Below are 22,107 nucleotides of genomic sequence, written 5' to 3' on the forward strand. Positions count from 1 at the left end.
TACTGGCTGGAAGCCGATTCCTTCCGTTGATACAACCCTAGCCGCGAACAGGTTATGATTCGCCCTTTATTGCCTGAATTCAGTACAGGAAACAAAGGATTTATGACCAAGCAGCGCGTATTGACCGGTATTACAACTACCGGCACTCCTCACCTGGGTAACTATGTTGGCGCCATTCGCCCGGCTATCGCCGCCAGCCAGGACGAGAATAACCAATCTTTTTACTTCCTGGCCGATTATCACGCGCTGATCAAGTGTCAGGACCCGGAACAGGTACATCAATCCACCCTGGAGATTGCCGCCACCTGGCTGGCTTTGGGTCTCAATACAGACAATGTCGTGTTCTATCGGCAGTCCGATATTCATGAAATCCCGGAGTTGACCTGGCTGCTGACCTGTATGACTGGCAAGGGCCTGATGAACCGCGCCCACGCATACAAGGCTGCCGTGGATGCTAACCGTGTGGATGGCGAAGATTCTGACTTCGGTGTGACCATGGGTTTGTATAGCTATCCGATCCTGATGGCTGCAGACATCCTGATGTTCAATGCCAATAAAGTGCCGGTGGGCAAGGACCAGGTCCAGCATATAGAAATGGCTCGCGATATTGCCCAACGCTTTAATCACCATTATGGCGAACACTTCGCGCTGCCAGAGGCGGTAGTGGACGACCATGTTGCCGTATTGCAAGGGCTTGATGGTCGAAAAATGAGCAAGAGTTACGGCAATACTATTCCGTTATTCCTGCCTGAGAAGAAACTGAAGAAGCACATCAATAAGATCAAGACGAATCTTCTGGAGCCAGGAGAACCTAAAGATCCTGATACTTCAACGGTCTTCCAGATCTGGCAGGCATTCGCTACTGAAGAGCAAACCGCAGAAATGCGTAAGGCGTTTGAAGAGGGTATTGCATGGGGGGAGGCCAAGAAGCAGCTATTCGAGCTGGTTAATGGTCAGATCGGTGAAGCCCGTGAACGGTATAACACGCTGCTTGAAAACCCATCTCAGATTGAAGCAGAGCTTGAAAAAGGGGCGGCTAAGGCGAGCGCTTACTCTGCTCCGTTTATTGAGAAATTGCGCCATGCGGTAGGTATCCGCAAGATCGGTAAGTAATGTTTTGAATTAAAGTTGGGAGGCTATGGCTTCCGTAGCCGTCCTATAGATAAAAGAGCATTAATAAAAATATAACGATACAACAGGGATTCATTATGGAAAATGTTCAAGCTAACCCTGCAGAGGGTGGCGACGCGAACAAGAACGGCTGGATCAACCGGGCCCTCAACTTTATTGAAGTGGTGGGGAACAAGCTTCCCGACCCGGCAGTACTCTTCCTCGTATTAATGGTTGCTATCTGGGTGCTGTCCTGGATGTTGTCTGGAGTAAGTTTCGATACCTTGCATCCAGCCACCGGTGACGCAATCCAGGTGACCAACCTGCTCTCCAGTGGGGAGCTGGCTCGCTTCCTCTCCAGTATGGTGACCACCTTTACGAGCTTTGCTCCACTTGGTGTGGTGCTCGTGGCCATGCTGGGCGTTGGCGTTGCAGAGCAGAGTGGCTTTATTAATGCCGTTCTGAAAAAGCTACTGGCGGTGACCCCGCAGATGCTGCTTACCCCGATGCTGATTCTGGTGGCGATTGTCAGCCATACCGCTGTAGATGCCGGTTATGTATTGGTGATTCCCTTGGGCGGTGTGATCTTCTATGCGGCTGGCCGTCATCCTTTGGCAGGTATCGCTGCGGCTTTTGCCGGGGTATCCGGTGGCTTCTCAGCAAACTTTGTTCCTTCAGCCATTGATCCCTTGCTGCAGGGCTTTACCCAAACCGCGGCACAGATTGTTGATCCCGAGATTCAAGTAAACCCTCTCAATAACTGGTTCTTCACTTCGGCTTCCTGTCTCGTAGTAACTATCTTGGGCTGGTGGCTCACCGATAAGGTGATTGAGCCCCGCCTGAAGAATGTCGCCATTGATGGGGACAAAGAAGATATGCCAGTAATGCAGGAGCTGGGTGCTCGCGAGAAAAAGGCGATGTACCTGGCAGTGACTGTCATGGTGGCTGGAGTTGTGGGCCTTATCGCCTGGATGTTGCCAGAGACTTCTGCATTGCGCGACTCCCAGGGGCAATTGGCCTCCTTTAGCGCGCCGGTTATGAAGTCTATTGTGCCGCTGATCTTCTTACTGTTTGTTATCCCTGGAGTTGTATTTGGATATGCCGCTGGGACCTTCCGTAAAAGTAAGGATGTGATCGATGCGATGTCCAAGACCATGGGCTCCATGGCTTACTACATCGTGATGGCATTTTTCTGTGCCCTGTTTATTTCTGAATTTGCCCGCTCCGGTTTAGGCACCCTGTTGTCAGTAGAGGGAGGCAGCCTGCTGGCTGCCATGAATCTGCCGGGCCCAATTACCCTGATGGGTATTATTGTGCTGGTGGCATTTATTAACCTGTTTGTGGGCTCGGCCTCTGCTAAATGGGCGCTGCTCTCGCCCATTTTTGTACCCATGTTGATGCAGATTGGTTTCTCTCCGGACCTGACCCAGGCGGCATACCGTGTAGGTGATTCTTCCACCAACATTATTACGCCGTTAATGCCTTACTTCCCACTAGTAGTTGTCTATTGCCAGCGCTACGTGAAGGGAACAGGCATTGGTACACTGGTATCTATCATGTTGCCCTACTCGGTGGTGTTCCTGATCTGCTGGTCCATATTCCTGGTGATTTACTGGAATCTGGGTATGCCTTTGGGGCTGCAAGCCAGCTATACCTATCCAACGCCATAATGAGTAGCACCGGTGTGGTTTTACCCGCCCCGGGATGCATCATTTCAGTTTCCACTCAGAGGTGTCCGGGTTCCTGGGCGCCTCTTTCCCAAGCTCTCCCCAACTAAAAATCAGCCTGATCTTTGCCAGGTAGTCCCTTCTATTCATCTTTTTAAATATAAAAATATTGATTAATTCATGGCTTGTGCTGGGTATGAGCGAGGCTGAATTTCGATGGTCCCATGTGCCTACACCTCGCTCCTCCAGAGTATCTATTTCAGGCGCAGGTTTGCTCCCTTGCCTGCAATAAGGACACGGGCCAGACCGCATTAGTAAAAAAATGTTCTAATAATGTTGTAAGTGATAACGATTCCTATTAAGATCCGCGTCAACTTATTTCGGTAGCAGCTGCTGCGGCAGATAATATTTCCACTGAATTTTGAGGGATATCCATGGGCACCGCTCGAATCCAAGGTTTACGCCAAAACTCTTCTCCCATTCTTTCTGGGCTGAGCCACTCCCTGTTGGCATTGGCTATTGCAGCAGGCGGCTCTACTGCAGCTTTTGCAGCAGAGGATAAGAATGAGGGTATTGAAGAAGTTCATGTAACCGGCGAGCTGAACCTGTCCCGCCAGACCTCTATTGGCAAGCAAGATATTCCGGTTGATGAGACGCCGTTCTCTATTTCTCTGCGCGATAAAGATTTCTTCGATGTAACTGGCTCAAAAACTGTGCAGGATATCCTGCAGTACTCTGCCGGTGTGAATGGTGGCTTGTTTGGCGTTGATGCTCGCGGTGATTGGTCTACCGTTCGTGCTGTTGAGCCAATCATGTTTGTCGACGGACTAAAAACTACTTTCGGCAGTTATACCGGTTCACGTGCAAACCTGTATGCCTTTGAGCGTGTAGAAATCCTCAAGGGGCCTTCTTCTGTACTTTATGGACAGGGTTCTACAGGCGGTATAGTTAACTTGGTATCCAAACGCCCCAAAGAGGAGTTTGGCGGTGAGCTGATGGTACAGGGCGGTGACTATGATCGAAAAGTTATAGCTGGTGACGTAACAGGTGCTTTCGATAGCGATGGCGAGTGGCTCTATAGGGTAGTGGGTTACGCTCGCGATGCTGATGCTCAAGTTGATCATGTTGATGATGACAGCACCCTGTTAATGCCTTCCGTTTCCTGGCGCCCCAGTGCGGATACTGAGATTACTTTCCTGGTGAATCACCAGGAAGAAAAGACCGGTACCACTGCAGCTTTCCTACCTTGGGGCGGTACCATTGTCGATAACGTAAACGGTGAAATCCCGACTGACACATTTATTAGTGAGCCGGGTTGGGATAAATACAATACTGAGCAAACCGCTTATAGTTTGTGGGTTGATCATCGCTTGAATGATAGCTGGGGTATCAATGCGGGCCTCCGTTATTCAAAAGGGGATGTCGACTACAACTCGATGTATGCTGACTACACACTTGCATTGCGCCTGCAAAAAGACCTCCGTGAAGTATCGCGGACTGTCTATATGAAAGATGCGAAAAGCGACCTTTTGATTTTTGACCTGCGCTTGTCAGGCGAGCTGACTACAGGCTCTCTTGAACATCAGATTTCAGCTGGTGTTGATAGCCAGAATGCAGAAATCGATAACAGTATTTTAAGAGCCCGTGGCTACGGTGGTGATATCGATATTTTTGACCCGGTTTATGGTTATGTGCCAGAGGGACTGGAAGGGCTGGATAGAGAAATTACCGATGTCAATGCTGAGCAAGTAGGTATTTACTTCCAGGACCAAGTTAGCCTTGGGAACTTTATTTTTAATTTGGGCTTGCGTGAAGATAGGTTGTCTTCTAGGACCCATAGCAATGTTTCTACGAAGGCTAGCGACAAGCAGAGAGAGACGGAACTCACAAAAAGATTTGGCGTGATGTATGCCTTCGACAGCGGTGTATCTCCCTATGTTAGTTATTCAGAATCTTTTGAGGCTGTTTTAGCAGATCCGAATAGCCAGGGCGGTACCTACGAGCCTGTGAAAGGGGAGCAGATTGAAGCCGGTATTAAATACCAGCCAGAAGGTACTAATATCCTGATGACTGCCTCTGCCTTTGAGATTAAGCAGAAAAATCGCTTAACTTTCGGTCCTGACAGGTCCTATCGACAAATCGGTGAGGCGCAGATCGATGGATTTGAGCTTGAGGCCAGTGGGCAGTGGGGTAATCTGACACTGGTGGCTAATTACAGCCAGATGGATACTGAAATAGTAGAGAGTAGCGATCCATTTGAGGTTGGCACTGAAATTGAGACTGTGCCTGAGGAGCAATTCTCTCTTTGGGGAAACTATGACTTTAGTGAGTGGGTACCTGGTCTAAGCGTTGGAGTAGGGGCTCGTCATGTTGGTGACAGTTACACCGGTATTGATAAAGTTCATGCGCAGTTGGTAACTGCTTATGCCGAGCAGGCTGCTTATTACGATTATGTTTTTGCAGATTTCCCTACCGAAAATCCTTCTTACACCCTGTATGACGCTACTATCGGCTATACCCTGGAAAGCTGGAAGTTCCAACTGAATGTGAAGAACCTGACTGATGAAATTCACACGACTTCTTGCCTGAGCCGCGGTGATTGCTTTTACGGTGAGCGCCGTTATGTAACTGCTGAGGCACGTTACACTTTCTAAGTTAGAGTAGGCTGGGAGTTTGTCCACAGGGGGAGTCTGTGGGCAGACTCCCTTTTTTACGTTTTAACAATCAGCCGGGAAGCGAAATTTCCCAGTGTGGTGGTTATGCAAGATTCCTTTTACTTCGTTGCTGGGCTAGCCAGTGTTTTTGCCTTTGCAGGTATTTTTTCCTTGTACTCGGCTTGGTCCAGTAAGGGGGCTCAGCCATTACGTAGTTGGCTTGGTTGGGCAATGCTGGTTTTGTCGGCCGTTGGCTGGAGCCTGGCAGTCGGTACAGAATTTGGGATCAGTATTGCCGCCTTAATAGTAATGCTCGGTGTATTTGCATTACTTGCCGTTAGGGGTGAATGGCCCAGCGGCCCCCGGCCTATTGAAAAGCAACGATCGGGTGGTGTTTCAGAGCCCGGAGCCCTGCGCCAATTGTGGTTGCGGGGCATTTTGCGTTTTTTAAGTGCCACATTTTTACCCTTGGTGAGCGGGATCGTTGCCGGGTTGCTTTTCTTTGGTTTTACCGGCCTCTCTGATAGTTGGCGACTAGTTGGTGGTGCTTTTGTTTCGGTGACCATTTGGACCCTGGCGGTGGTGTGGGTTTGTGCCGACAAAAAATTGTTGCGTCCTTCGGCAGGCCTGCTGGCATTTTCAGTGCTCAGTGGCCTGATGTTGAAACTTGCCATTCCCGCTGTGGCAGCTTAGTAAAACGGACCTGAGTAGGGATCTAACGTGAAATTATCCTTTAAGCCGACGCCTGCTTTTGTAAGAAATATGACCGATGGGCATTCGGTTCTCGGACTGGCGGTATCGACACTTTTATACATTGTATGTGTCAGCGGAACACTCGCAGTTTTTTACAATGAATTTGAACGCTGGGAGCAGGCCTCCGAACTGGAAAATCTCAGTGTGGCTGCGTCTGTGTATCAGACTGCTGCTGAGCAGGCGATTGCGCTGGCAAAAGAGCAAAATGAAGAGTTTGACTCAGTAAAATTCACTATTCCAAATACAGATATGCCCCGGCTGGTTGTCGAGGTTGGTGATATTGAGCGCTATGTTGCCGAGGACGGCGCTCTTCTGGGGGAGGTAAAACATGAGTGGACACACTTTCTAGCCTATTTGCATTTCGCCCTGAACCTGCCTTTGGGTTTGGGGGTGCCGCTAGTGGGGCTGATAGGTGTTTTAATGGCGGCCCTGATAGTCTCTGGATTGCTCGCGCACCCCAAAATTATCAAAGATGCATTCTCTTTCCGGCTATCCGGGTCTAAGCGCTTGCAGCAGGTGGATCTGCATAACCGCCTTGGTGTCTGGGCTTCTCCTTTCCATCTGGCCATCGCGATTACCGGTGCCTTTATCGGTCTTTCCCAGGTTGCAGCCTTTGCAATTGCGGGCCTTTTCTACGATGGGGATACAGAGAAAGTTGAGCACATCCTGTATCGTGAGCATCCGGTTATGCAAGAAAATGCTCCCGAAACCTCACTGCCAGACTTTGCCGCTGTACTCGCAGAAATGGAGCGTATTGCCCCCGAAGAGGAGCGAACCAGGTTGGAGGTGGCTTTCCCTGGTCGCGAGGGGCAGGTGGTAGAAATATGGACTCGTGTTCCCGAGCGACTGGTTTGGGGAGAGCGCTATCACTTTAATCCAGACGGAAGCCTGATTGAGAAGGAGGGGTGGTCTGAAGGGGACAGCGCTAAGCAGGTCTATCTTTCCACCTTCCGTTTGCACTTTGGCCATTTCTCCGGATTCCCTGTGAAAATTGCCTACTTCCTGTTGGGTATTGGCATGTGTGTGCTTGTGGTTTCGGGTATCAATATTTGGTTGGTGCGCAAGCGCCAGAGAGGTGCTCCGGCTGTGCGGCTTGAGCGTGTATGGATGGCCCAGGTTTGGGGGATACCCTTTGCTATAGCTTTGAGCGCGGTGACTTATTTGGCCTTTACTGCGTCGGCAGTAAAAGTGTTCTGGTTAACCACGTTAAGTTTAAGCGTGGTCGCCGCTTTTGCGGGCACTGCAGCAGGCTGGTCTATATTATTGAGAGTGGCGACCATCATCGCATGTCTAATGGCGGTCATTGTGCATGCTTCTATTTTCGGTGCAGACTCTTTTGTGCGTGCCTCATTGGTGGCCAATGCAGTATGGTTGCTAACTGCTGCCGGTATCGCTGCTTCTTGTCTGTATACCTGGGTGCGTCGCCGCGATAGCAATTTTGCTACTGCGGTGAACGGCGCTGTGGGCAGTAACTAACGAGGAGAATTGCCCGGTATTCGTCACGATGCCGGGCGCAGCATTTCTATATGGGGTATGCCGTCTTCGTCGTAGGGGTCGGATACCCTCTCGAAACCATATTCCCCATAGAACCGGGCCAGGTGTTCCTGTGCAGAAATACGAATTCCTCTATTGGGGTATTCATTCTGCGTCTGTTTTACAGCGCGATAAATAAGTTCTTTGCCTAGTCCTGTTCCGCGGCTGGACTCCGCGGTAAGTACTCGTCCAATGGAGGGTTCACTATATTTTTCACCGGGAAATACAACGCGTAGGTAAGCCTTTATTTGTGGGTTTTCATTGTTCCCGTCCCAGCAGATCAGGTGCCAGGCATGCTGGTCTTTGCCATCGGCATCTTGATAGGGGCAGTCCTGCTCTACGGTGAAAACCTCCTGGCGCACTCGCAGAATTTCATAGAGCTGGTTGATGGAAAGTTCATTAAAGCTGCACCATTGCCATTGCATCTTGGTTATTCCCTCATAAATAGAGCTTTTATTTTTCGCGCTCATAGTCTGGGTTGTTAACGATAACCTTTGGCAAAAAAATATTGCCAATTTTTAAGTTTTGCCGAGCCGGTTAGTTCCCGGTTGTATTGCCTGGACTGGCAGGGGTTGGGTTTTGTTTGCTTTTGGCAAAAGCACCATGCTCCAGATAGTGGAGGACCTGGGAGATTACCTTTTTATCTTTCATCATAAATACATGGGTAACAGGCATTTCCAAGTGATCATTCATGCCCTCTAGCTTGGTGCTGGAGACAGAAACTTTGCCATCGTCGGTTTCGGGTATCATATGCGATAGTAGGAGGTTAATGCTGCGTGTCCCGGCGATAATACCAACATCAAAATCTGCCTTTCCCAGTTTGTTGGGAACACTCATTGCGCCGGTGCCCAGCTGTAATCCGGCATCGCCAAAAGCAAACTGAAAGCCCGGAAAATTACCGAGCTTATCTACCACTTCGCTGCCTTTGTTGGGAGGCCCCAGCATAACCACGCGGTTCAAATTTTCAATTTTCACTTTGCTCAAATACTGGCGAACCAGAATGCCGCCCATAGAGTGGGTGACGAAGTTAATTTCATTTTCACCGGTGCAAGCATCCAATGCTGGTGCGATTGCTTTGCCGGCCAGCTTCTCTATGGGAAACTTTGTGGAAGGATAGTCCACATTGACCGTTTTATATCCTGCATTGCTGATTGCACGCTCCATCTTGGCCATAGAGCTATCAGATTTGGCGAGGCCGTGAAGTAAAATAACGCAGGCGGAGTGGGCATTTACCGACAGGGCGCCGAAGGCGAGTGCCAGCGCAACAACAACTTTTCTCATTTACTTCCTTACCAGTATTACGTTTTGCAGGAGTATGCTGCTCGTCCTGAAAAAAGCCAAGTATGCCGCAGGAGTTGAGCTTTCCCGCTGGCCGGATGTGTGGCAGGGCTAGGAAGTATGCCGGTTAAGTATTTCAGCCATACGTTCTGGCCTGTCTGGGGTGATAACCAGTGTTTTGGTAGGGAAGTTTAGTACTACGGCCTGGTCGTGATCGGTCGCAAAAGCGCGGTAGCGCCCCAGCTTCTTGTTCTGGAAGAGGCCTGTATAGCCAAATAGTCCAGAGTTTCCAAATATACGGATCGATCCTTGCATAGCTGAAGGGTCGGCTGAGGCTTTTCTGAGGTCCTGCAAGGGGATTCGTGTCCTCCAGCCCAGGCGGAGAACAAACAGGTTGTTATTCTGAATGACATAGCCTCTGACCACGAACAGGGCGCCTAACAGCAGTATGGCTGGCGGTAGTGCAAGAGCGATACTAAAGAGTAGGGACGGCGTGGGTGGGGCCTTAGTCATCAGGAATAGTGGAATGGCCAGTAAGAGAGCGGCACTTATGGTGCTGATTATTTTTAACTGACGGCTCCACGGGGCTTGAAAAACGGCAGATGGCATAAATTACTCAATTAAGGACAAATAGCCTGAATTCTCCAATCATAGTGCTGGTGGAATCAAGTTGGCAAAGACCTTGTCCTAAGTCAGCGGTGATATTGAGGCGGGCCTGGAGAATTTTATGACCCATAAGCCATATTTTCGGGTGTGGTATTGAGATTTTGTGTTTTTATGGCGGTTTACCTATGGCAAGTGAACTAACAAAGAAAGAATCTTTATCTGCCCTTGTAGTGGAGGGTGGCGCTATGCGCGGCATATTCGCCGCGGGTGTGTTGGATGCTTTTATCGAAGCGAATTACTGTCCCTTCGACTTCGCAATTGGAGTCTCTGCAGGCTCGACAAACCTGATTGGATACCTGGCGGGGGATTACGGGCGAAGTCGCCGGATATTGCTTGATCATGCGCGCCGTACGGACTTTATAGATTGGCGGCGTTATCTAAAAGGGGGGCATTTTTGCGATATTAGTTGGCTTTGGCATGCCTCTTACAAGGACGTGCCATTAAATATTCAAAGCTATATCGATAATGCAGTGCCTCTCTACGCGGTAACTACCAGCATCAATAGCGGTGAAGCTCATTATGTTCGAGTGACGGAAGAGAACATGCATGAAGTGTTCCCTGCGTCCTGCGCTATTCCGATGGCGTATCGTGAATTTCCCATTGTTGACGGCGAGCCAATGACAGACGGAGGGCTTGCCGACTCCATTCCGGTTATTCGTGCTTATGAGCAGGGCGCAAGGGATATTACTGTTGTGCTGTCACGCCCGTTGGGGTACCGCAAACCGGTTGGGGCGGCGCCAAAGTTTATTAAGCAGTTCTTCCACGATCACGCGCGGCTATTTGAAGCTGTCCTGGAGAGGGGAGAGCGCTACAACCGCGCTTTGGACTTTATTCAATCTCCCCCAAAAGATTGCCGCGTTTCGGTCATTGCGCCGCCGGAAGACTTCCCGGTAAAGCGCTTTACACAGGAGGCTGAGTTGCTTGAGCAGGGCTATCAAGATGGGAGGTCGCTAGGGTGGCATTTTTTGCGGGGTGAGGCGAGCGCCGCCTTTTCTGCATCGGCAGCAGACTGAGGTCGATTTGTTTTCGCAGTTTTTTAAGGTTCAGTGATGAAGCCTTGTCGTTGCTTTTTTAATTGGGGAAGAAATGGAAATTAGGCCGGTGAGGATAGAGGATGCTGAGGGACTCTCCGATTTTTATTCTAGTAACGCGGATCATTTGCGCCAGTGGGAGCCAGCCAGGGGGAGTGGTTACCATAGTCTTGGAGCGTGGCAGCAGAGATTACAGGGTTGGCATATAGAGCAACAGGAGGGGAGAGGAGCATACTTCCTGATCACTTTTCCGGAATCCTCCCGGGTTGTGGCTACTTGTTCTCTTACCAACATTGTTCGCGGGCCTTTTCAGGCATGTAATATGGGGTACGCGGTGGACAAAAGTTTTGAAGGGAAGGGGGTAATGTACTTATTGTGCGAATATGTAATTGCTTTCGCCTTCAAGGAATTGGGGCTAAATCGGGTGATGGCAAATTACATGCCTGAAAATTATCGATCGGCAGCTCTTTTACGTCGGCTTGGTTTTGTGGTTGAAGGCAATGCTAAGCGTTATTTGTTGATTAATGGGCGCTGGGAGGACCATGTACTGACGGCGCTAGTTAAAGAATAAGAAGCCCTTTTAGTTTCCATAAGGTCGGATGGAGTACCAATTGGCATTTACTTCCTCGTGCCGTTATAGGAGTCTAAGGTAGGGATGGGATATTGTTGCTACCCTATTTCGATTTCAGATAAGACTCTGAATTTCAGCTTATGGTAAGGAGGAAGGAATGAATGGAAAGTGCCTCTGTGGCGCAGTCGAGTTTCAGCTGGATGAGCCACTACCAAGCCTTTATCAGTGTCATTGTTCGCTCTGCCGCAAATTGAGTGGCTCCGCATCAGATACTGCAATGTTTGTGGCGCGTGATCAGTTTCGCTGGGTGCGAGGGTTGGACAAGGTTTCTTCTTACCGCACTCCAACAGGATATCGCTCAGACTTTTGTAGCGGCTGCGGTAGTACAGTCCCCCACCTGATGAGCAACACCACGCACTTCTGGGTTCCCGCAGGATTGATAGAGGGGAGCTTGGAGAGTCAGGTAGTTGCCCATTTGCACGTGGATTCCAAGGCAACCTGGGATCTTATCGCCGGAAATGGCGAGCACTTTGCGGAGATGCCAGATCTGGAAGAGTTAACCCGCCTGTTACATGCCGATTTCGAAAAGGCAGAAACTGAATTGGCCGAAAGTTAATATTTGAAATACTGGATAAGCTAATTATTGTTCGGTGTTTTCACAAAACACAAACAAAAAAGCCCCGCTCTTTCGAGCAGGGCTTTTTTGTATATGGCGGACCGGACGGGACTCGAACCCGCGACCTCCGGCGTGACAGGCCGGCATTCTAACCAACTGAACTACCGGTCCGCATTCCTGTTTCTCTTTATTGCTCCTGCCTGGCAAGAGTAAGAGAAGTGGTGGGTGGTACAGGGGTCGAACCTGTGACCTACGGCTTGTAAGGCCGTCGCTCTCCCAACTGAGCTAACCACCCCGTGTCAGGAGCTGCGTATCTTAATGATATTTTTTTCACGGTCAACAGGTTTTTACGAAAAAGGTTTAAAAATAATTAATGGAATAAAAAAGCACCAACTTCTGCTTAAAGAATATTTGCTGTGAAATTATTTGGTTATTTTTTGGCAGAAAGTAAATGATTGCTGTCTTTTTGTTGGGGGGTTGCCCTGGTACTAATGGGTGGAATTAAATTGGTGTTGGCGGGGAGAATAATTTTTTTGTAGCGGCCGGTTTATCTGTGCGCGGCAAGTTTTTTAAGTGCGGAAAATGATCGTAAAAATTTGCCGGTCCTTTTTTTGGTTGGGTTGTGCTTTGTTGAGGGGAAGCTTCCATTAACTTGGAGTTAGGTTTGCTCGATCTGCCGGGGTCTGTTTTTAGTGGGTGTGGTTCTAATAATGGAAGATGAAAATTAAAGGAAAGAAAAAATAATCACAAACAAAAAAGCCCCGCTCTTTCGAGCAGGGCTTTTTTGTATATGGCGGACCGGACGGGACTCGAACCCGCGACCTCCGGCGTGACAGGCCGGCATTCTAACCAACTGAACTACCGGTCCGCATTCCTGTTTCTCTTTATTGCTCCTGCCTGGCAAGAGTCAGAGAAGTGGTGGGTGGTACAGGGGTCGAACCTGTGACCTACGGCTTGTAAGGCCGTCGCTCTCCCAACTGAGCTAACCACCCCGTGTCAGGAGCTGCGTATCTTAATGATATTCTCCGCGGCGTCAACGCCTTTCTTGAATTTTTTTTTGACTTTCAATGAGTTAAGGCAGTTAAGTGTGAAGTCGCGGGCGTGTCCGATGGCAGGTGTCGCTGTTATAATCAGCCAAATTTCCCATGGATAAAGCGTGAGAGAAGCTGTGAGACAAAAGAATTGGCTGGGCCAAATCCTTTTAGCGATGGCCGCTCTGAGTCTGTCCGTTATGGTGCAGGCGGTGGTAGAGACCGAAAAGTTATCCTCCCCGGAACTGGAAGCACGCTATCGGGTGCTGATTGAAGAGATGCGCTGTCCAAAGTGCCAGAACCAAAACCTGGCAGATTCTGATGCATCGATATCAACAGACTTGCGCCGTGAGATTCGCCGGCTGTTGGAAGAGGGTTTCACAGATAGAGAAATTATTGACTACATGGTGGCGCGATATGGGGATTTCGTTCTATACCGGCCACCGGTACAGAAAAACACTCTGGCCCTGTGGTTGGCTCCGGGTGTATTCGCCTTGATAGGCCTGTTAGCGCTGATCATTATTGTGACGCGCTCCCGAAGTGGAACCGGTGCGAGCCAGGATGATAACAGCGGGGCCTTGAGCGAAGACGAGCGGCGCAAATTGAAGAAACTGCTGGGTGAAGATCCCAGTGATTTGACTGATGGTGGGAAGAAGAGCAAATGACTGATATCTGGTTTGGTTTGGCGATCCTTTTGCTGGCGTTGGCCTTTGTCTTCTTATTGCCAGGGTTGCGCGCTGCAGGGACAAAACGCTCGGGCAGCAACAAGCAAGAGGCTTTAGCGGAGCTTTACCGCGAGCGCTCCCGTGAGTTACGTGCAGCTGTGCAGAGCGGGGCTATGGATGAAAAGCAGTTTGCCCAACTTGAAGCGGAAATGGCCCGTGAGCTTCTCAGTGCTCAGGAAGAGGTTCAGGCCTCCGCACCTACTAGGCGTGGTGCGGGCGCTTTGCTCGGCCTGGCGGTGGTAGTGCCGGTGGTGACAGTTGGAGCTTATATGATATCCGATCGGCCCGGTGAGGTGGCGCTCTATCGGGAGATTCTGGCTAGCCAGCAGGGGCAGACAGACGCAGAAGCTGAGAAGAGAATCACCAGTCAGCTCAAGGCGCGTATTGAAAGCCACCCTGAAGACTTGAGCACTCGTTATGTGTTGGCGCAAAGGTTGCTGGTAAGCGGAGATATTGTCGGTGCCGTTGAGGCCTATCGATATGTGGTGGAGCGGGAGCCTGAGGCGGCTTCTGTAAAAGCGGAGTTAGCCCAGGCGCTATTTTTCGCTGGCGGTTCAAAAATAACCGAGGAAATCCGCCTGTTGGTTGGGCAGGTCCTTGAATCCCAGCCCGGCAATGGCACGGCGTTGGGGTTGGCCGGGATAGCCGCGTACGAGGATAAGGAATACCGTAAAGCACAGGAGTACTGGCAGGCAGCCCTGCAACAGTTGGCACCAGGGTCGGCCGCTGCTGAAGCCCTTGCTGCGGGTGTTGCCCGGGCGGAAAAGGCGTTGGTGGATGCTGGTGAGCCGGTGGTTGTTGCCCGGGACCCTGGTGAAAAGGCAGGCCCCGAGATTCGCGTCCAGGTTAGTTTGGACAGCAGTGTCGAGGCCGAGGCTTCAACGCCTGTGTTTATCTATGCCCGCAGTGCTGAAAGCCCAATGCCGCTGGCGATAGTGCGGCTGACCGCGGGCCAGCTGCCTGCGGAGGTGGTTCTGGATGAATCTCGTGCGATGATGCCGGGCCGCTCTATTTCTACGGTCGAGTCGGTTCAGTTGGTTGCACGCCTGGCACTGCACGGCGACGCGCGTCCGGCAGCTGGGGATTGGCAGGGCACTATTAAAACCCTGCCAAAGGCCAGTTGGGATAAAGCGCAGTCCATTACCATCGACCAAAAATTGTAAGAGGTGGCGATAGGGGGCCTAATGGCCCCATCTTCTCCGTCGCTTAGAGCCGGCGCGGGGACTGTAATTTCTCGCCTTGTATTAAAGTGTATTGCGGCCAGAGAACTTGTTCGCGTCTAAATGGTCACAGGCGCACGAGGCAACGTCGTGAGTGGTTTGAGGTTGTTAATGCAAACTTACCGGGCTATAGAGTTGGCCTTGGGTACCAGTTGCAGCTTTAGAGCGATCTTGACTTGACCACAGGCCATTCCGGCCGATAATCCGCTTGAAAAGTAACTGTGAAGAATTGCGCTGAAAGCCCAGGCAGCGCCATGTACAATTGAGTGTTTGGTGATCGGGCCGGCAAAGATAAAAAATACCGAGTTTAAGAATACATGCGTCTGAAGTGCATCAAACTTGCGGGCTTCAAGTCCTTTGTTGACCCCACCACTGTCTACTTTCCTACAAACCTTAACTCGGTGGTAGGTCCCAATGGGTGTGGCAAATCAAATACCATTGATGCCGTGCGCTGGGTAATGGGGGAGTCGTCAGCGAAGAACCTGCGCGGTGATTCCATGACGGACGTCATCTTCAACGGTTCCAGTGGGCGTAAACCCGTGGGCCAGGCTTCTATCGAACTGGTTTTTGATAACTCTGCCGGCAAGCTCTCCGGTGCCTATGCCTCTTTTACAGAGATTTCCGTAAAACGAAAAGTGACGCGTGAAGGGCAGAATAACTATTACCTCAACGGTGAGAAATGTCGCCGCCGGGATGTGACAGACCTGTTCCTGGGAACCGGTCTTGGCCCACGCAGTTATGCGATTATCGAACAGGGCATGATCTCCAAGCTGATCGAGGCCAAGCCGGAAGAGCTGCGCGTTTATATTGAAGAAGCCGCCGGCATTTCCAAGTACAAGGAGCGGCGCCGAGATACTGAAAATCGTATGCGCCGCACCAATGAGAATCTGGAGCGTCTTACCGATATTCGAGACGAACTGGATCGACAACTGTCCCGGCTGGAACGGCAGTCCGCAGCAGCGGAAAAATATAGTCGCTTTAAAGAGGAAGAGCGTAGCTACAAAGCGAATTTACAAGCCCTTAAATACCGCGAACTCAACGATCAAAATACCGCTAAGCAGCAACAAATCGGTGAGCTGGAGCTGACGGTTGAGGAGTTGGTTACCCGACAGGTGAGCTGTGACACCGGCATTGAACAAAAGCGTGTTGGCTACCATGAGTTGTCCGACAGCTTCAATGAGGTGCAGGGCCGCTTTTATGCGGTTGGAGGTGATATCGCGCGCCTCGAGCAGAGTATTGCCCATGCCCGTGAACGTTCCACTCGCCTGCACTCCGACTTGGCGCAGACTGAACAGGAGTTCCGCGAAGCGGAGACCAACCTGGAAGTGGATCGAGAAAAGGCTGCCCAGTTCGAGGAGGAGCTCGAAGTAATTGTGCCGGATCTTGAAATGGTTCTCGCCGCCGAAGAGGAGTCCGCTAGTGGCTTACTTGAGGCCGAGGAGCAAATGCGCAACTGGCAAAATGAGTGGGACCAATTTAATCAGGGGGCTTCAGGTTCCCGCCAAAAGGCCGAGGTGCAACAGTCGCGCATCCAACACCTGGAGACTTCCGGGCAGCGATTGCTTGAGCGCATTAACAAGCTGATCGCAGAGCAATCCGGTCTTCAGGTCTCTGAGGATGACGAAGAGACCCTGCAGCTGAATGAAGAGCTCGCCGAGATGGAAATGCAGGCTCAGGAGCGCCGTGAAGAGACGGCTGAGCGACGCGAATCCCTGGACGGATTGCGTTCCCGCGAACAGGAGATGGCAGCTGACCTTGACCAATTGCGCTTACAACTACAGACCAGCCGCGGTCGCCAAGCCTCCTTGGAAGCGCTGCAGCAGGCGGCACTGGGGCAGGGTAAAGCTGTTGAGAGCTGGTTGCAGCAACAATCCCTTTGTGAAAGGCCGCGTCTTGCCGACCAGATCCAGGCTCAAGCCGGTTGGGAAACCGCAGTAGAAACGATAATGGGTTCACAGCTGCAGGCGGTCTGCGTGGATCAGCTAGAGAGCCTTGTTGAGGGGCTGGGTCAACTGCAGAGCGGCCAGGCAATCTTTATTGATGGGGCCAGTGTAGCGGCCCCCCCCGATTCTTCATTACCCACGCTGGCCAATGTAGTACAGGGGCCGGCCTCTCTCACCGGGCTGCTTTCAGGCATTTACACTGCTGAAAACCTTACTGACGCACTGGCGAAGCGTTCTGAGCTGCGGGCTCATGAATCGATCGTAACCCGGGATGGTCTCTGGTTGGGGCCAAACTGGTTGCGTGTAAGCCGGGCCAGCGATGCGGAGGCCGGGGTGTTAGCCCGCAAGCAGGAACTGGAGGCATTGGCACAGGAGATTGCCCTGTGTGAAGAGCAGATAGAAAGTCTCAGTGAGCAGCGTGAATCCATGCGAGGTGATGCCGTAGACTTGGAGCGCGCAATTGAGCAGTCCCGACTGGATTCCGAACAACTCGGTCGCCGTGAGGCGGAGCTTCGCAGCCAGTTGTCTGCCCGTCGTGCTCGTGCAGAGCAGATGAGCGAGCGCCGCACTCGCATTGAGCAGGAAATTGCTGAAGTGCGTGAGCAGCAGGAGCTTGAAGGTGAATCCCTGTCTGAAGCGCGGTTGTTGCTGCAGGAAGCCGTGGAGGCGATGAGCGATGATACCGATCGTCGTGAAACGCTAATGGCGCGTCGCGAGGAATTGCGCGAAGCTTTGGATGCTGCGCGCCAGCGCGCCCGAGAGGACAAGGATCGCGCTCACGAACTGGCTATGCGCGAACAATCTGTGCGTACACAGATGGTCTCTTTGGAGCGCACCCTGCAGGTGATGAATGAACAGCTCGAGCGCCTGCGATTACGTCGCAACCAGTTGCAGGAGCAAATGGCTGAAACCGAAGACCCTTCCCAGGATTTCCAGGCTGAGCTGGAGGAGAAGCTGGGCGAGCGTATTGAGGTGGAAACCGAGCTGGCAGAAGCGCGTAAAAAGCTTGAGGAAGTGGAAAGCGGCCTGCGTGAGCAGGAGCAGGAGCGCCACAAGATTGAAGCGGCCTTACAAGGGGTACGTGCACAGCTTGAGCAAGAGCGTCTCGCCGCGCAAACCCTGGAGGTGCAGCGCAATGGTCTGGTTGAGCAGCTGCAAGAGAGTGATCACGATGTAGAGCAGCTTTTAGAGCAGTTGCCCGGTGATCTCACCATCGCCCAGGTGCAGGAAGATTTGGAACTCGTGGCCGCGCGTATTTCGCGCCTGGGGCCGATTAACCTCGCGGCCATTGATGAATATAAGCAGGAGTCTGAGCGCAAGCATTACCTGGATCGCCAGTATGGCGACCTGATGGATGCGCTGGAGACTCTGGAAAATGCAATTAAGAAAATCGACAAGGAGACGAGAACCCGCTTCAAGGAGACCTTTGACCAGGTCAATGCGGGGCTGCAGGAACTCTTTCCGAAAGTATTCGGGGGCGGTAATGCCTATCTGGAGCTTACAGGTGAGGATCTGCTCGATACTGGAATCGCAATTATGGCGCGCCCACCGGGCAAGCGTAACAGTACCATTCACCTGCTATCTGGCGGGGAGAAGGCACTTACTGCGATCGCTCTGGTGTTCTCTATTTTCCGTCTGAATCCAGCACCTTTCTGTATGTTGGACGAGGTGGATGCTCCTCTCGATGACGCTAACGTAGGTCGCTACGCTCGAATGGTTAAAGAAATGTCAGAACATGTTCAGTTCATCTATATTACCCACAACAAGATCGCAATGGAGATGGCAGATCAGCTGCTGGGGGTAACCATGCATGAGCCGGGTGTATCTCGCCTGGTATCGGTGAATGTGGAAGAAGCCGCTGAGCTGGCTTCCGCATAAGAGCGTAAAAGGAGAGACGCTTAAAATGGATAACTGGCTGGTTACAATCCTGGTAGTAGTGCTGCTTATCGCGGTATTGGATGGTGTGCGCCGCGCAATCATGCGGCAGCGGGCGGCTGTAAAAGTCTCCCGAAATTTATCCAAGGCGATGCAATCTGAGGTGGACAGTGAAGCTGACCCCGTCTCAAAATCGGCCCCCAAACCTACCGCTGATGATACACCGAGCAAACCCCGTGATGAACGTGCTGAGGAGAGGCAGGCGAACAGTGAACTGCCTGGCCAGGTGCGCGTAGTTCAGCGCCGCGCAATGGAAGATGCCCTGCACGTCAACCGCCAGGTGCAAGAGAGTTTTATTTCCTCGCGTAAGCCCCTCGCAGGGAGTACACCCCAGCGCAAACTGGAAGAGCAGGGTGTGCTTGATCTGGAAGAGCAGGTACCTACCTTAATGGAGTCCATTAGTGAAGAGCAGCGTTTTGAGCCGGAACTGAATGAATCCGAGAGCCTGCATGCGATCAGTGAGGACAGGGCAGGAACCACAACTTCTCCCGAAAATGAGCCACCTGCACACCGGGATCCAGGCCCGCAAATGCCTTTGGCTGATGAGTACCCCCAGGAAAAAGTACCGGTGCGCGACGAAGTTCTTGTCATTAATGTGATGGCTCCGGAAGGGGATTACTTTGAGGGCAATGATCTCCTGCGGGTGATGGTGGCTTCGGGTATGCGTTTTGGCGAAATGAATATTTTCCATTACCACGAGGGTGGTGGAGCCGATGGAGCGGTTATTTTCAGCCTGGCAAATATCGTTGTGCCGGGCGTTTTTGATCTCGCCCAGATGGAGGAGTTTGCCACTCCCGGGGTTAGCCTGTTCCTGGCGTTGCCGGTAGAGGGGGAGGCGATCAAGGCATTTGATCAGCTGTTGTCCACCGCTTACACCATCGCCAAGTTGCTCGGTGGGGAGCTGAAAGATGAAAATCGCAGTGTTTTCACTGCCCAGACCGCTGAGCACTATCGCCAGCGTGTCATGGAATACCAGCGCCGCCGCGCATTGGCTATGGCACAGAACTGATAGCGAAAAACTTTTATTTGTCAGTAACAGCGGCCCCAGGCCGCGGTGGAATCCCCTGGGGTTTTGACCGCGGCCTGGGGCCGCTGCTGTATACCAAATTCAAATTTCTTTTTTTAACCTGTTTTTCAATTGAATTGTTGATGACCATACAAACTATTCCCAAGCAGACCCGCGATCGGGTGCAGGAGTTGCACGAACTGCTCCAGCGAGCGAATTACCAGTATTACGTATTGGATGATCCGGAGCTGCCGGATGCGGAATATGATCGACGTTTGCGGGAATTGCAGGATATTGAACAGCAGTTTCCTGAACTGCAGACTGCAGATTCGCCTACCCAGCGGGTTGGTGCTGAGCCCCTGTCCTCCTTTGCCGAGGTGCGCCATGAAGTGCCGATGCTTTCGCTCGACAATGCATTTAATGATGAAGAGTTGGTGGAATTTGATCGCCGGGTATGCGAGCGATTGAATAGCCGGGGGCCAATTGAATATGCCTGTGAGCCAAAGCTCGATGGTATTGCTATCAGCCTTTTGTACCGAGATGGTGTTCTCCAGCGCGCGGCTACCCGTGGTGATGGCACCACCGGCGAGGATATTACACAAAATGTGCGAACGGTGGGTTCGGTGCCATTGCGCTTGCGTCAGGCAAAAGGGGTTGCCAGGTTTCCCGCTGTTCTGGAAGTGCGCGGTGAGATTTATATGCCCAAGGCGGGATTTGCCGAGCTGAATCGCAAGGCTGCCGCAGCAGGTGAAAAGTTGTTCGTCAATCCGCGCAATGCCGCAGCCGGTAGTTTGCGTCAACTTGACTCCCGTATCACCGCCCTGCGCCCATTAGAACTTTGCGCCTATGGTACCGGGCTGGTAGAGGGGGCGAGCCTGCCGGAGGAGCATATAGCAACTCTGGAATTGTTGGGGCAATGGGGGTTTCGCATTAATAGCGAGATGCGTGTGGCAGAAGATATCCAGGCTTGTATCGATTATCACAAAGAGCTGGGGGAGAAGCGCGAGAGCCTGCCTTACGATATCGACGGTATTGTATTTAAGGTTAATAGCATACCCCTTCAACGGCGATTGGGCTTCGTGGCTCGGGCACCTCGCTGGGCTATGGCTTATAAATTTCCTGCCCAGGAAGAAATGACCGAGCTTCTCGATGTGGAATTCCAGGTGGGGCGCACAGGTGCGGTAACACCGGTAGCTCGGTTAAAACCGGTATTTGTCGGTGGGGTTACCGTCTCCAACGCAACTCTGCATAACCGCGATGAAATTCAGCGCCTCGGAGTTATGATTGGCGATACTGTCGTTATTCGCCGTGCTGGTGATGTAATTCCGCAGGTAGTTTCGGTGGTGGAGACGAAGCGGCCGAAGGATGCCAAGGCAATTGAATTTCCCACGCACTGTCCGGTATGTGATTCGCCTGTTGAGTCGACACCCGGTGAAGCCGTAGCCCGCTGTAGCGGTGGTTTGATTTGCAGCGCCCAGCGCAAGCAGGCCATCAGACATTTCGCCTCGCGCAAGGCCATGGATATTGACGGTCTCGGAGACAAATTGGTGGAGCAACTGGTGGATGAGGGGCTGCTGCATTCTGTTTCCGGGCTCTATCACCTTGAACTCGAACAGTTGGCGGGTCTTGAGCGTATGGGGCAAAAGTCCGCGCAAAATCTGTTGGATGCGCTGGAGCGCAGTAAAGATACCACTCTGCCGAAGTTCCTCTATGCATTGGGGATACGCGAAGTCGGTGAGGCGACTGCGCGAAATCTGGCGCGGTATTTTGGCACCCTGGAAGCATTGATGGCTGCTGATGAAGAGGCTTTACAGGAAGTAGATGATGTCGGCCCGACAGTAGCTCACTTCGTTGCTGAGTTTTTCCAGCAGACCCATGCTCAAGAGGAAATCGAAGCTCTACGCCAGGCTGGAGTACATTGGCCAGCGGAGGAAACGGGTGGTGAGGAGCAACCTCTATCAGGGCAGACCTGGGTGCTCACCGGAAAACTCGAAACCCTTTCCCGAAGTGAAGCCAAAGACTACTTGCAGCGTCTTGGAGCCAAGGTGGCTGGTAGTGTGTCAGCAAAAACTCATCATGTTGTGGCGGGCCCGGGAGCGGGCTCAAAGCTGAACAAAGCGCGGGAGCTTAACATTCCGGTAATGGATGAGGAGGGTTTAATGGAAATGCTGCGCCAGAGGGGCTTTGAAATATAACTTCCGCCTCGTGGGTGCTGTGAAACAGTACCCGCGTTTTCCGTTAATTCCCGCTCAACATAAATGATCGCCCGCGGAGTTATGGCTTTCTTGCCGCTTCGCCGTTAAAGTGCATCTCCAAGATCTTTTTTGCCCTGGGTACCTGATGTCCGGTGGCGCTGTGGTAAGGAATG

Annotated in this window: 16 protein-coding genes and 4 tRNA genes; 13 read left to right on the forward strand and 7 right to left on the reverse strand. The window is 51.7% G+C overall.

Annotated elements, in window-relative coordinates; translation table 11 throughout:
- Nucleotides 1–102 precede the first annotated feature (102 nt).
- The 5 genes from G367_RS0119105 (at nt 103) to G367_RS24350 (ending at nt 7,660) form a co-directional block, all read left to right on the forward strand.
- Entirely contained in the window at nt 103–1,113 is a 1,011-nt protein-coding gene (locus G367_RS0119105; protein WP_020414766.1) for a tryptophan--tRNA ligase, read from the forward strand.
- A 95-nt stretch (nt 1,114–1,208) separates the two neighbouring features.
- Complete coding sequence (locus G367_RS0119110) at nt 1,209–2,780, forward strand: AbgT family transporter (RefSeq protein WP_020414767.1); 1,572 nt, start codon at nt 1,209–1,211, stop codon at nt 2,778–2,780.
- A gap of 431 nt (nt 2,781–3,211) precedes the next feature.
- Nucleotides 3,212–5,431 carry a TonB-dependent siderophore receptor gene (locus G367_RS0119120; protein ID WP_020414769.1) on the forward strand — a complete coding sequence of 740 codons (2,220 nt, stop codon included), beginning with the start codon at nt 3,212–3,214 and terminating at the stop codon, nt 5,429–5,431.
- Nucleotides 5,432–5,536: 105 nt separating this feature from the next.
- Entirely contained in the window at nt 5,537–6,124 is a 588-nt protein-coding gene (locus tag G367_RS0119125; protein WP_026305266.1) for a hypothetical protein, read from the forward strand.
- A gap of 27 nt (nt 6,125–6,151) precedes the next feature.
- Nucleotides 6,152–7,660: a PepSY-associated TM helix domain-containing protein gene (locus tag G367_RS24350; protein ID WP_157533674.1), complete on the forward strand. Its 1,509-nt coding sequence runs from the start codon at nt 6,152–6,154 to the stop codon at nt 7,658–7,660.
- 23 nt (nt 7,661–7,683) lie between these two features.
- Here G367_RS24350 and G367_RS0119135 read toward each other — a convergent pair whose 3' ends face one another.
- The 3 genes from G367_RS0119135 to G367_RS0119145 all read right to left on the reverse strand — a co-directional run bounded on the left by G367_RS0119135 (nt 7,684) and on the right by G367_RS0119145 (nt 9,604).
- Nucleotides 7,684–8,142 carry a GNAT family N-acetyltransferase gene (locus tag G367_RS0119135; RefSeq protein WP_040629208.1) on the reverse strand — a complete coding sequence of 153 codons (459 nt, stop codon included), beginning with the start codon at nt 8,140–8,142 and terminating at the stop codon, nt 7,684–7,686.
- Nucleotides 8,143–8,254: 112 nt separating this feature from the next.
- Nucleotides 8,255–8,998 (reverse strand): esterase/lipase family protein, encoded by a 744-nt coding sequence (locus G367_RS0119140; protein ID WP_020414773.1) that lies wholly within the window; start codon nt 8,996–8,998, stop codon nt 8,255–8,257.
- 108 nt (nt 8,999–9,106) lie between these two features.
- Nucleotides 9,107–9,604, reverse strand: a complete 498-nt coding sequence (locus G367_RS0119145; protein ID WP_020414774.1) for a PH domain-containing protein — start codon at nt 9,602–9,604, stop codon at nt 9,107–9,109.
- Between the two features lie 182 nt (nt 9,605–9,786).
- Here G367_RS0119145 and G367_RS0119150 point away from each other — a divergent pair, with 182 nt between their 5' ends.
- From G367_RS0119150 to G367_RS0119160, 3 genes are all read left to right on the forward strand, one after another.
- A complete protein-coding gene (locus G367_RS0119150) occupies nt 9,787–10,674 on the forward strand; it encodes a patatin-like phospholipase family protein (protein ID WP_020414775.1) in 888 nt (295 codons plus the stop codon).
- Between the two features lie 73 nt (nt 10,675–10,747).
- Nucleotides 10,748–11,263 (forward strand): GNAT family N-acetyltransferase, encoded by a 516-nt coding sequence (locus G367_RS0119155; protein ID WP_020414776.1) that lies wholly within the window; start codon nt 10,748–10,750, stop codon nt 11,261–11,263.
- A 157-nt stretch (nt 11,264–11,420) separates the two neighbouring features.
- Nucleotides 11,421–11,879, forward strand: coding sequence for a GFA family protein (locus G367_RS0119160; RefSeq protein WP_020414777.1), 459 nt, complete (start codon nt 11,421–11,423; stop codon nt 11,877–11,879).
- Between the two features lie 94 nt (nt 11,880–11,973).
- Here G367_RS0119160 and G367_RS0119165 read toward each other — a convergent pair.
- The 4 genes from G367_RS0119165 to G367_RS0119180 form a co-directional block, all read right to left on the reverse strand.
- Nucleotides 11,974–12,050: transfer RNA gene (locus G367_RS0119165), tRNA-Asp, on the reverse strand.
- Between the two features lie 48 nt (nt 12,051–12,098).
- Nucleotides 12,099–12,174: transfer RNA gene (locus tag G367_RS0119170), tRNA-Val, on the reverse strand.
- A gap of 496 nt (nt 12,175–12,670) precedes the next feature.
- Nucleotides 12,671–12,747: transfer RNA gene (locus tag G367_RS0119175), tRNA-Asp, on the reverse strand.
- A gap of 48 nt (nt 12,748–12,795) precedes the next feature.
- Nucleotides 12,796–12,871 (reverse strand) — tRNA-Val (locus tag G367_RS0119180).
- Between the two features lie 176 nt (nt 12,872–13,047).
- Here G367_RS0119180 and G367_RS24355 point away from each other — a divergent pair.
- From G367_RS24355 to ligA, 5 genes are all read left to right on the forward strand, one after another.
- Nucleotides 13,048–13,575 (forward strand): cytochrome c-type biogenesis protein, encoded by a 528-nt coding sequence (locus tag G367_RS24355; protein WP_245556722.1) that lies wholly within the window; start codon nt 13,048–13,050, stop codon nt 13,573–13,575.
- Nucleotides 13,572–14,798, forward strand: a complete 1,227-nt coding sequence (gene ccmI / locus G367_RS0119190; protein ID WP_020414779.1) for a c-type cytochrome biogenesis protein CcmI — start codon at nt 13,572–13,574, stop codon at nt 14,796–14,798. The genes G367_RS24355 and ccmI overlap by 4 nt, the downstream gene beginning before the upstream one ends.
- Nucleotides 14,799–15,172: 374 nt before the next feature.
- Nucleotides 15,173–18,676: a chromosome segregation protein SMC gene (gene smc / locus G367_RS0119195; protein WP_020414780.1), complete on the forward strand. Its 3,504-nt coding sequence runs from the start codon at nt 15,173–15,175 to the stop codon at nt 18,674–18,676.
- 25 nt (nt 18,677–18,701) lie between these two features.
- Entirely contained in the window at nt 18,702–19,742 is a 1,041-nt protein-coding gene (gene zipA, locus G367_RS24360) for a cell division protein ZipA (protein ID WP_020414781.1), read from the forward strand.
- 140 nt (nt 19,743–19,882) lie between these two features.
- Nucleotides 19,883–21,934, forward strand: coding sequence for an NAD-dependent DNA ligase LigA (ligA, locus tag G367_RS0119205; protein ID WP_026305268.1), 2,052 nt, complete (start codon nt 19,883–19,885; stop codon nt 21,932–21,934).
- Nucleotides 21,935–22,107: the final 173 nt, after the last annotated feature.

It is taken from the genome of Microbulbifer variabilis ATCC 700307 (genome assembly GCF_000380565.1).
GTDB lineage: Bacteria > Pseudomonadota > Gammaproteobacteria > Pseudomonadales > Cellvibrionaceae > Microbulbifer > Microbulbifer variabilis.

Excerpts from the sequence above, each read along its gene's own strand:
- G367_RS0119105 (WP_020414766.1), top strand. The coding sequence starts at position 103 with ATGACCAAGCAGCGCGTATTGACCGGTATTACAACTACCGGCACTCCT.
- G367_RS0119110 (WP_020414767.1), top strand. The coding sequence starts at position 1,209 with ATGGAAAATGTTCAAGCTAACCCTGCAGAGGGTGGCGACGCGAACAAG.
- G367_RS0119120 (WP_020414769.1), top strand. The coding sequence starts at position 3,212 with ATGGGCACCGCTCGAATCCAAGGTTTACGCCAAAACTCTTCTCCCATT.
- G367_RS0119125 (WP_026305266.1), top strand. The coding sequence starts at position 5,537 with ATGCAAGATTCCTTTTACTTCGTTGCTGGGCTAGCCAGTGTTTTTGCC.
- G367_RS0119135 (WP_040629208.1), bottom strand. The coding sequence starts at position 8,142 with ATGCAATGGCAATGGTGCAGCTTTAATGAACTTTCCATCAACCAGCTC.
- G367_RS0119140 (WP_020414773.1), bottom strand. The coding sequence starts at position 8,998 with ATGAGAAAAGTTGTTGTTGCGCTGGCACTCGCCTTCGGCGCCCTGTCG.
- G367_RS0119145 (WP_020414774.1), bottom strand. The coding sequence starts at position 9,604 with ATGCCATCTGCCGTTTTTCAAGCCCCGTGGAGCCGTCAGTTAAAAATA.
- G367_RS0119150 (WP_020414775.1), top strand. The coding sequence starts at position 9,787 with ATGGCAAGTGAACTAACAAAGAAAGAATCTTTATCTGCCCTTGTAGTG.
- G367_RS0119155 (WP_020414776.1), top strand. The coding sequence starts at position 10,748 with ATGGAAATTAGGCCGGTGAGGATAGAGGATGCTGAGGGACTCTCCGAT.
- G367_RS0119160 (WP_020414777.1), top strand. The coding sequence starts at position 11,421 with ATGAATGGAAAGTGCCTCTGTGGCGCAGTCGAGTTTCAGCTGGATGAG.
- ccmI (WP_020414779.1), top strand. The coding sequence starts at position 13,572 with ATGACTGATATCTGGTTTGGTTTGGCGATCCTTTTGCTGGCGTTGGCC.
- smc (WP_020414780.1), top strand. The coding sequence starts at position 15,173 with ATGCGTCTGAAGTGCATCAAACTTGCGGGCTTCAAGTCCTTTGTTGAC.
- zipA (WP_020414781.1), top strand. The coding sequence starts at position 18,702 with ATGGATAACTGGCTGGTTACAATCCTGGTAGTAGTGCTGCTTATCGCG.
- ligA (WP_026305268.1), top strand. The coding sequence starts at position 19,883 with ATGACCATACAAACTATTCCCAAGCAGACCCGCGATCGGGTGCAGGAG.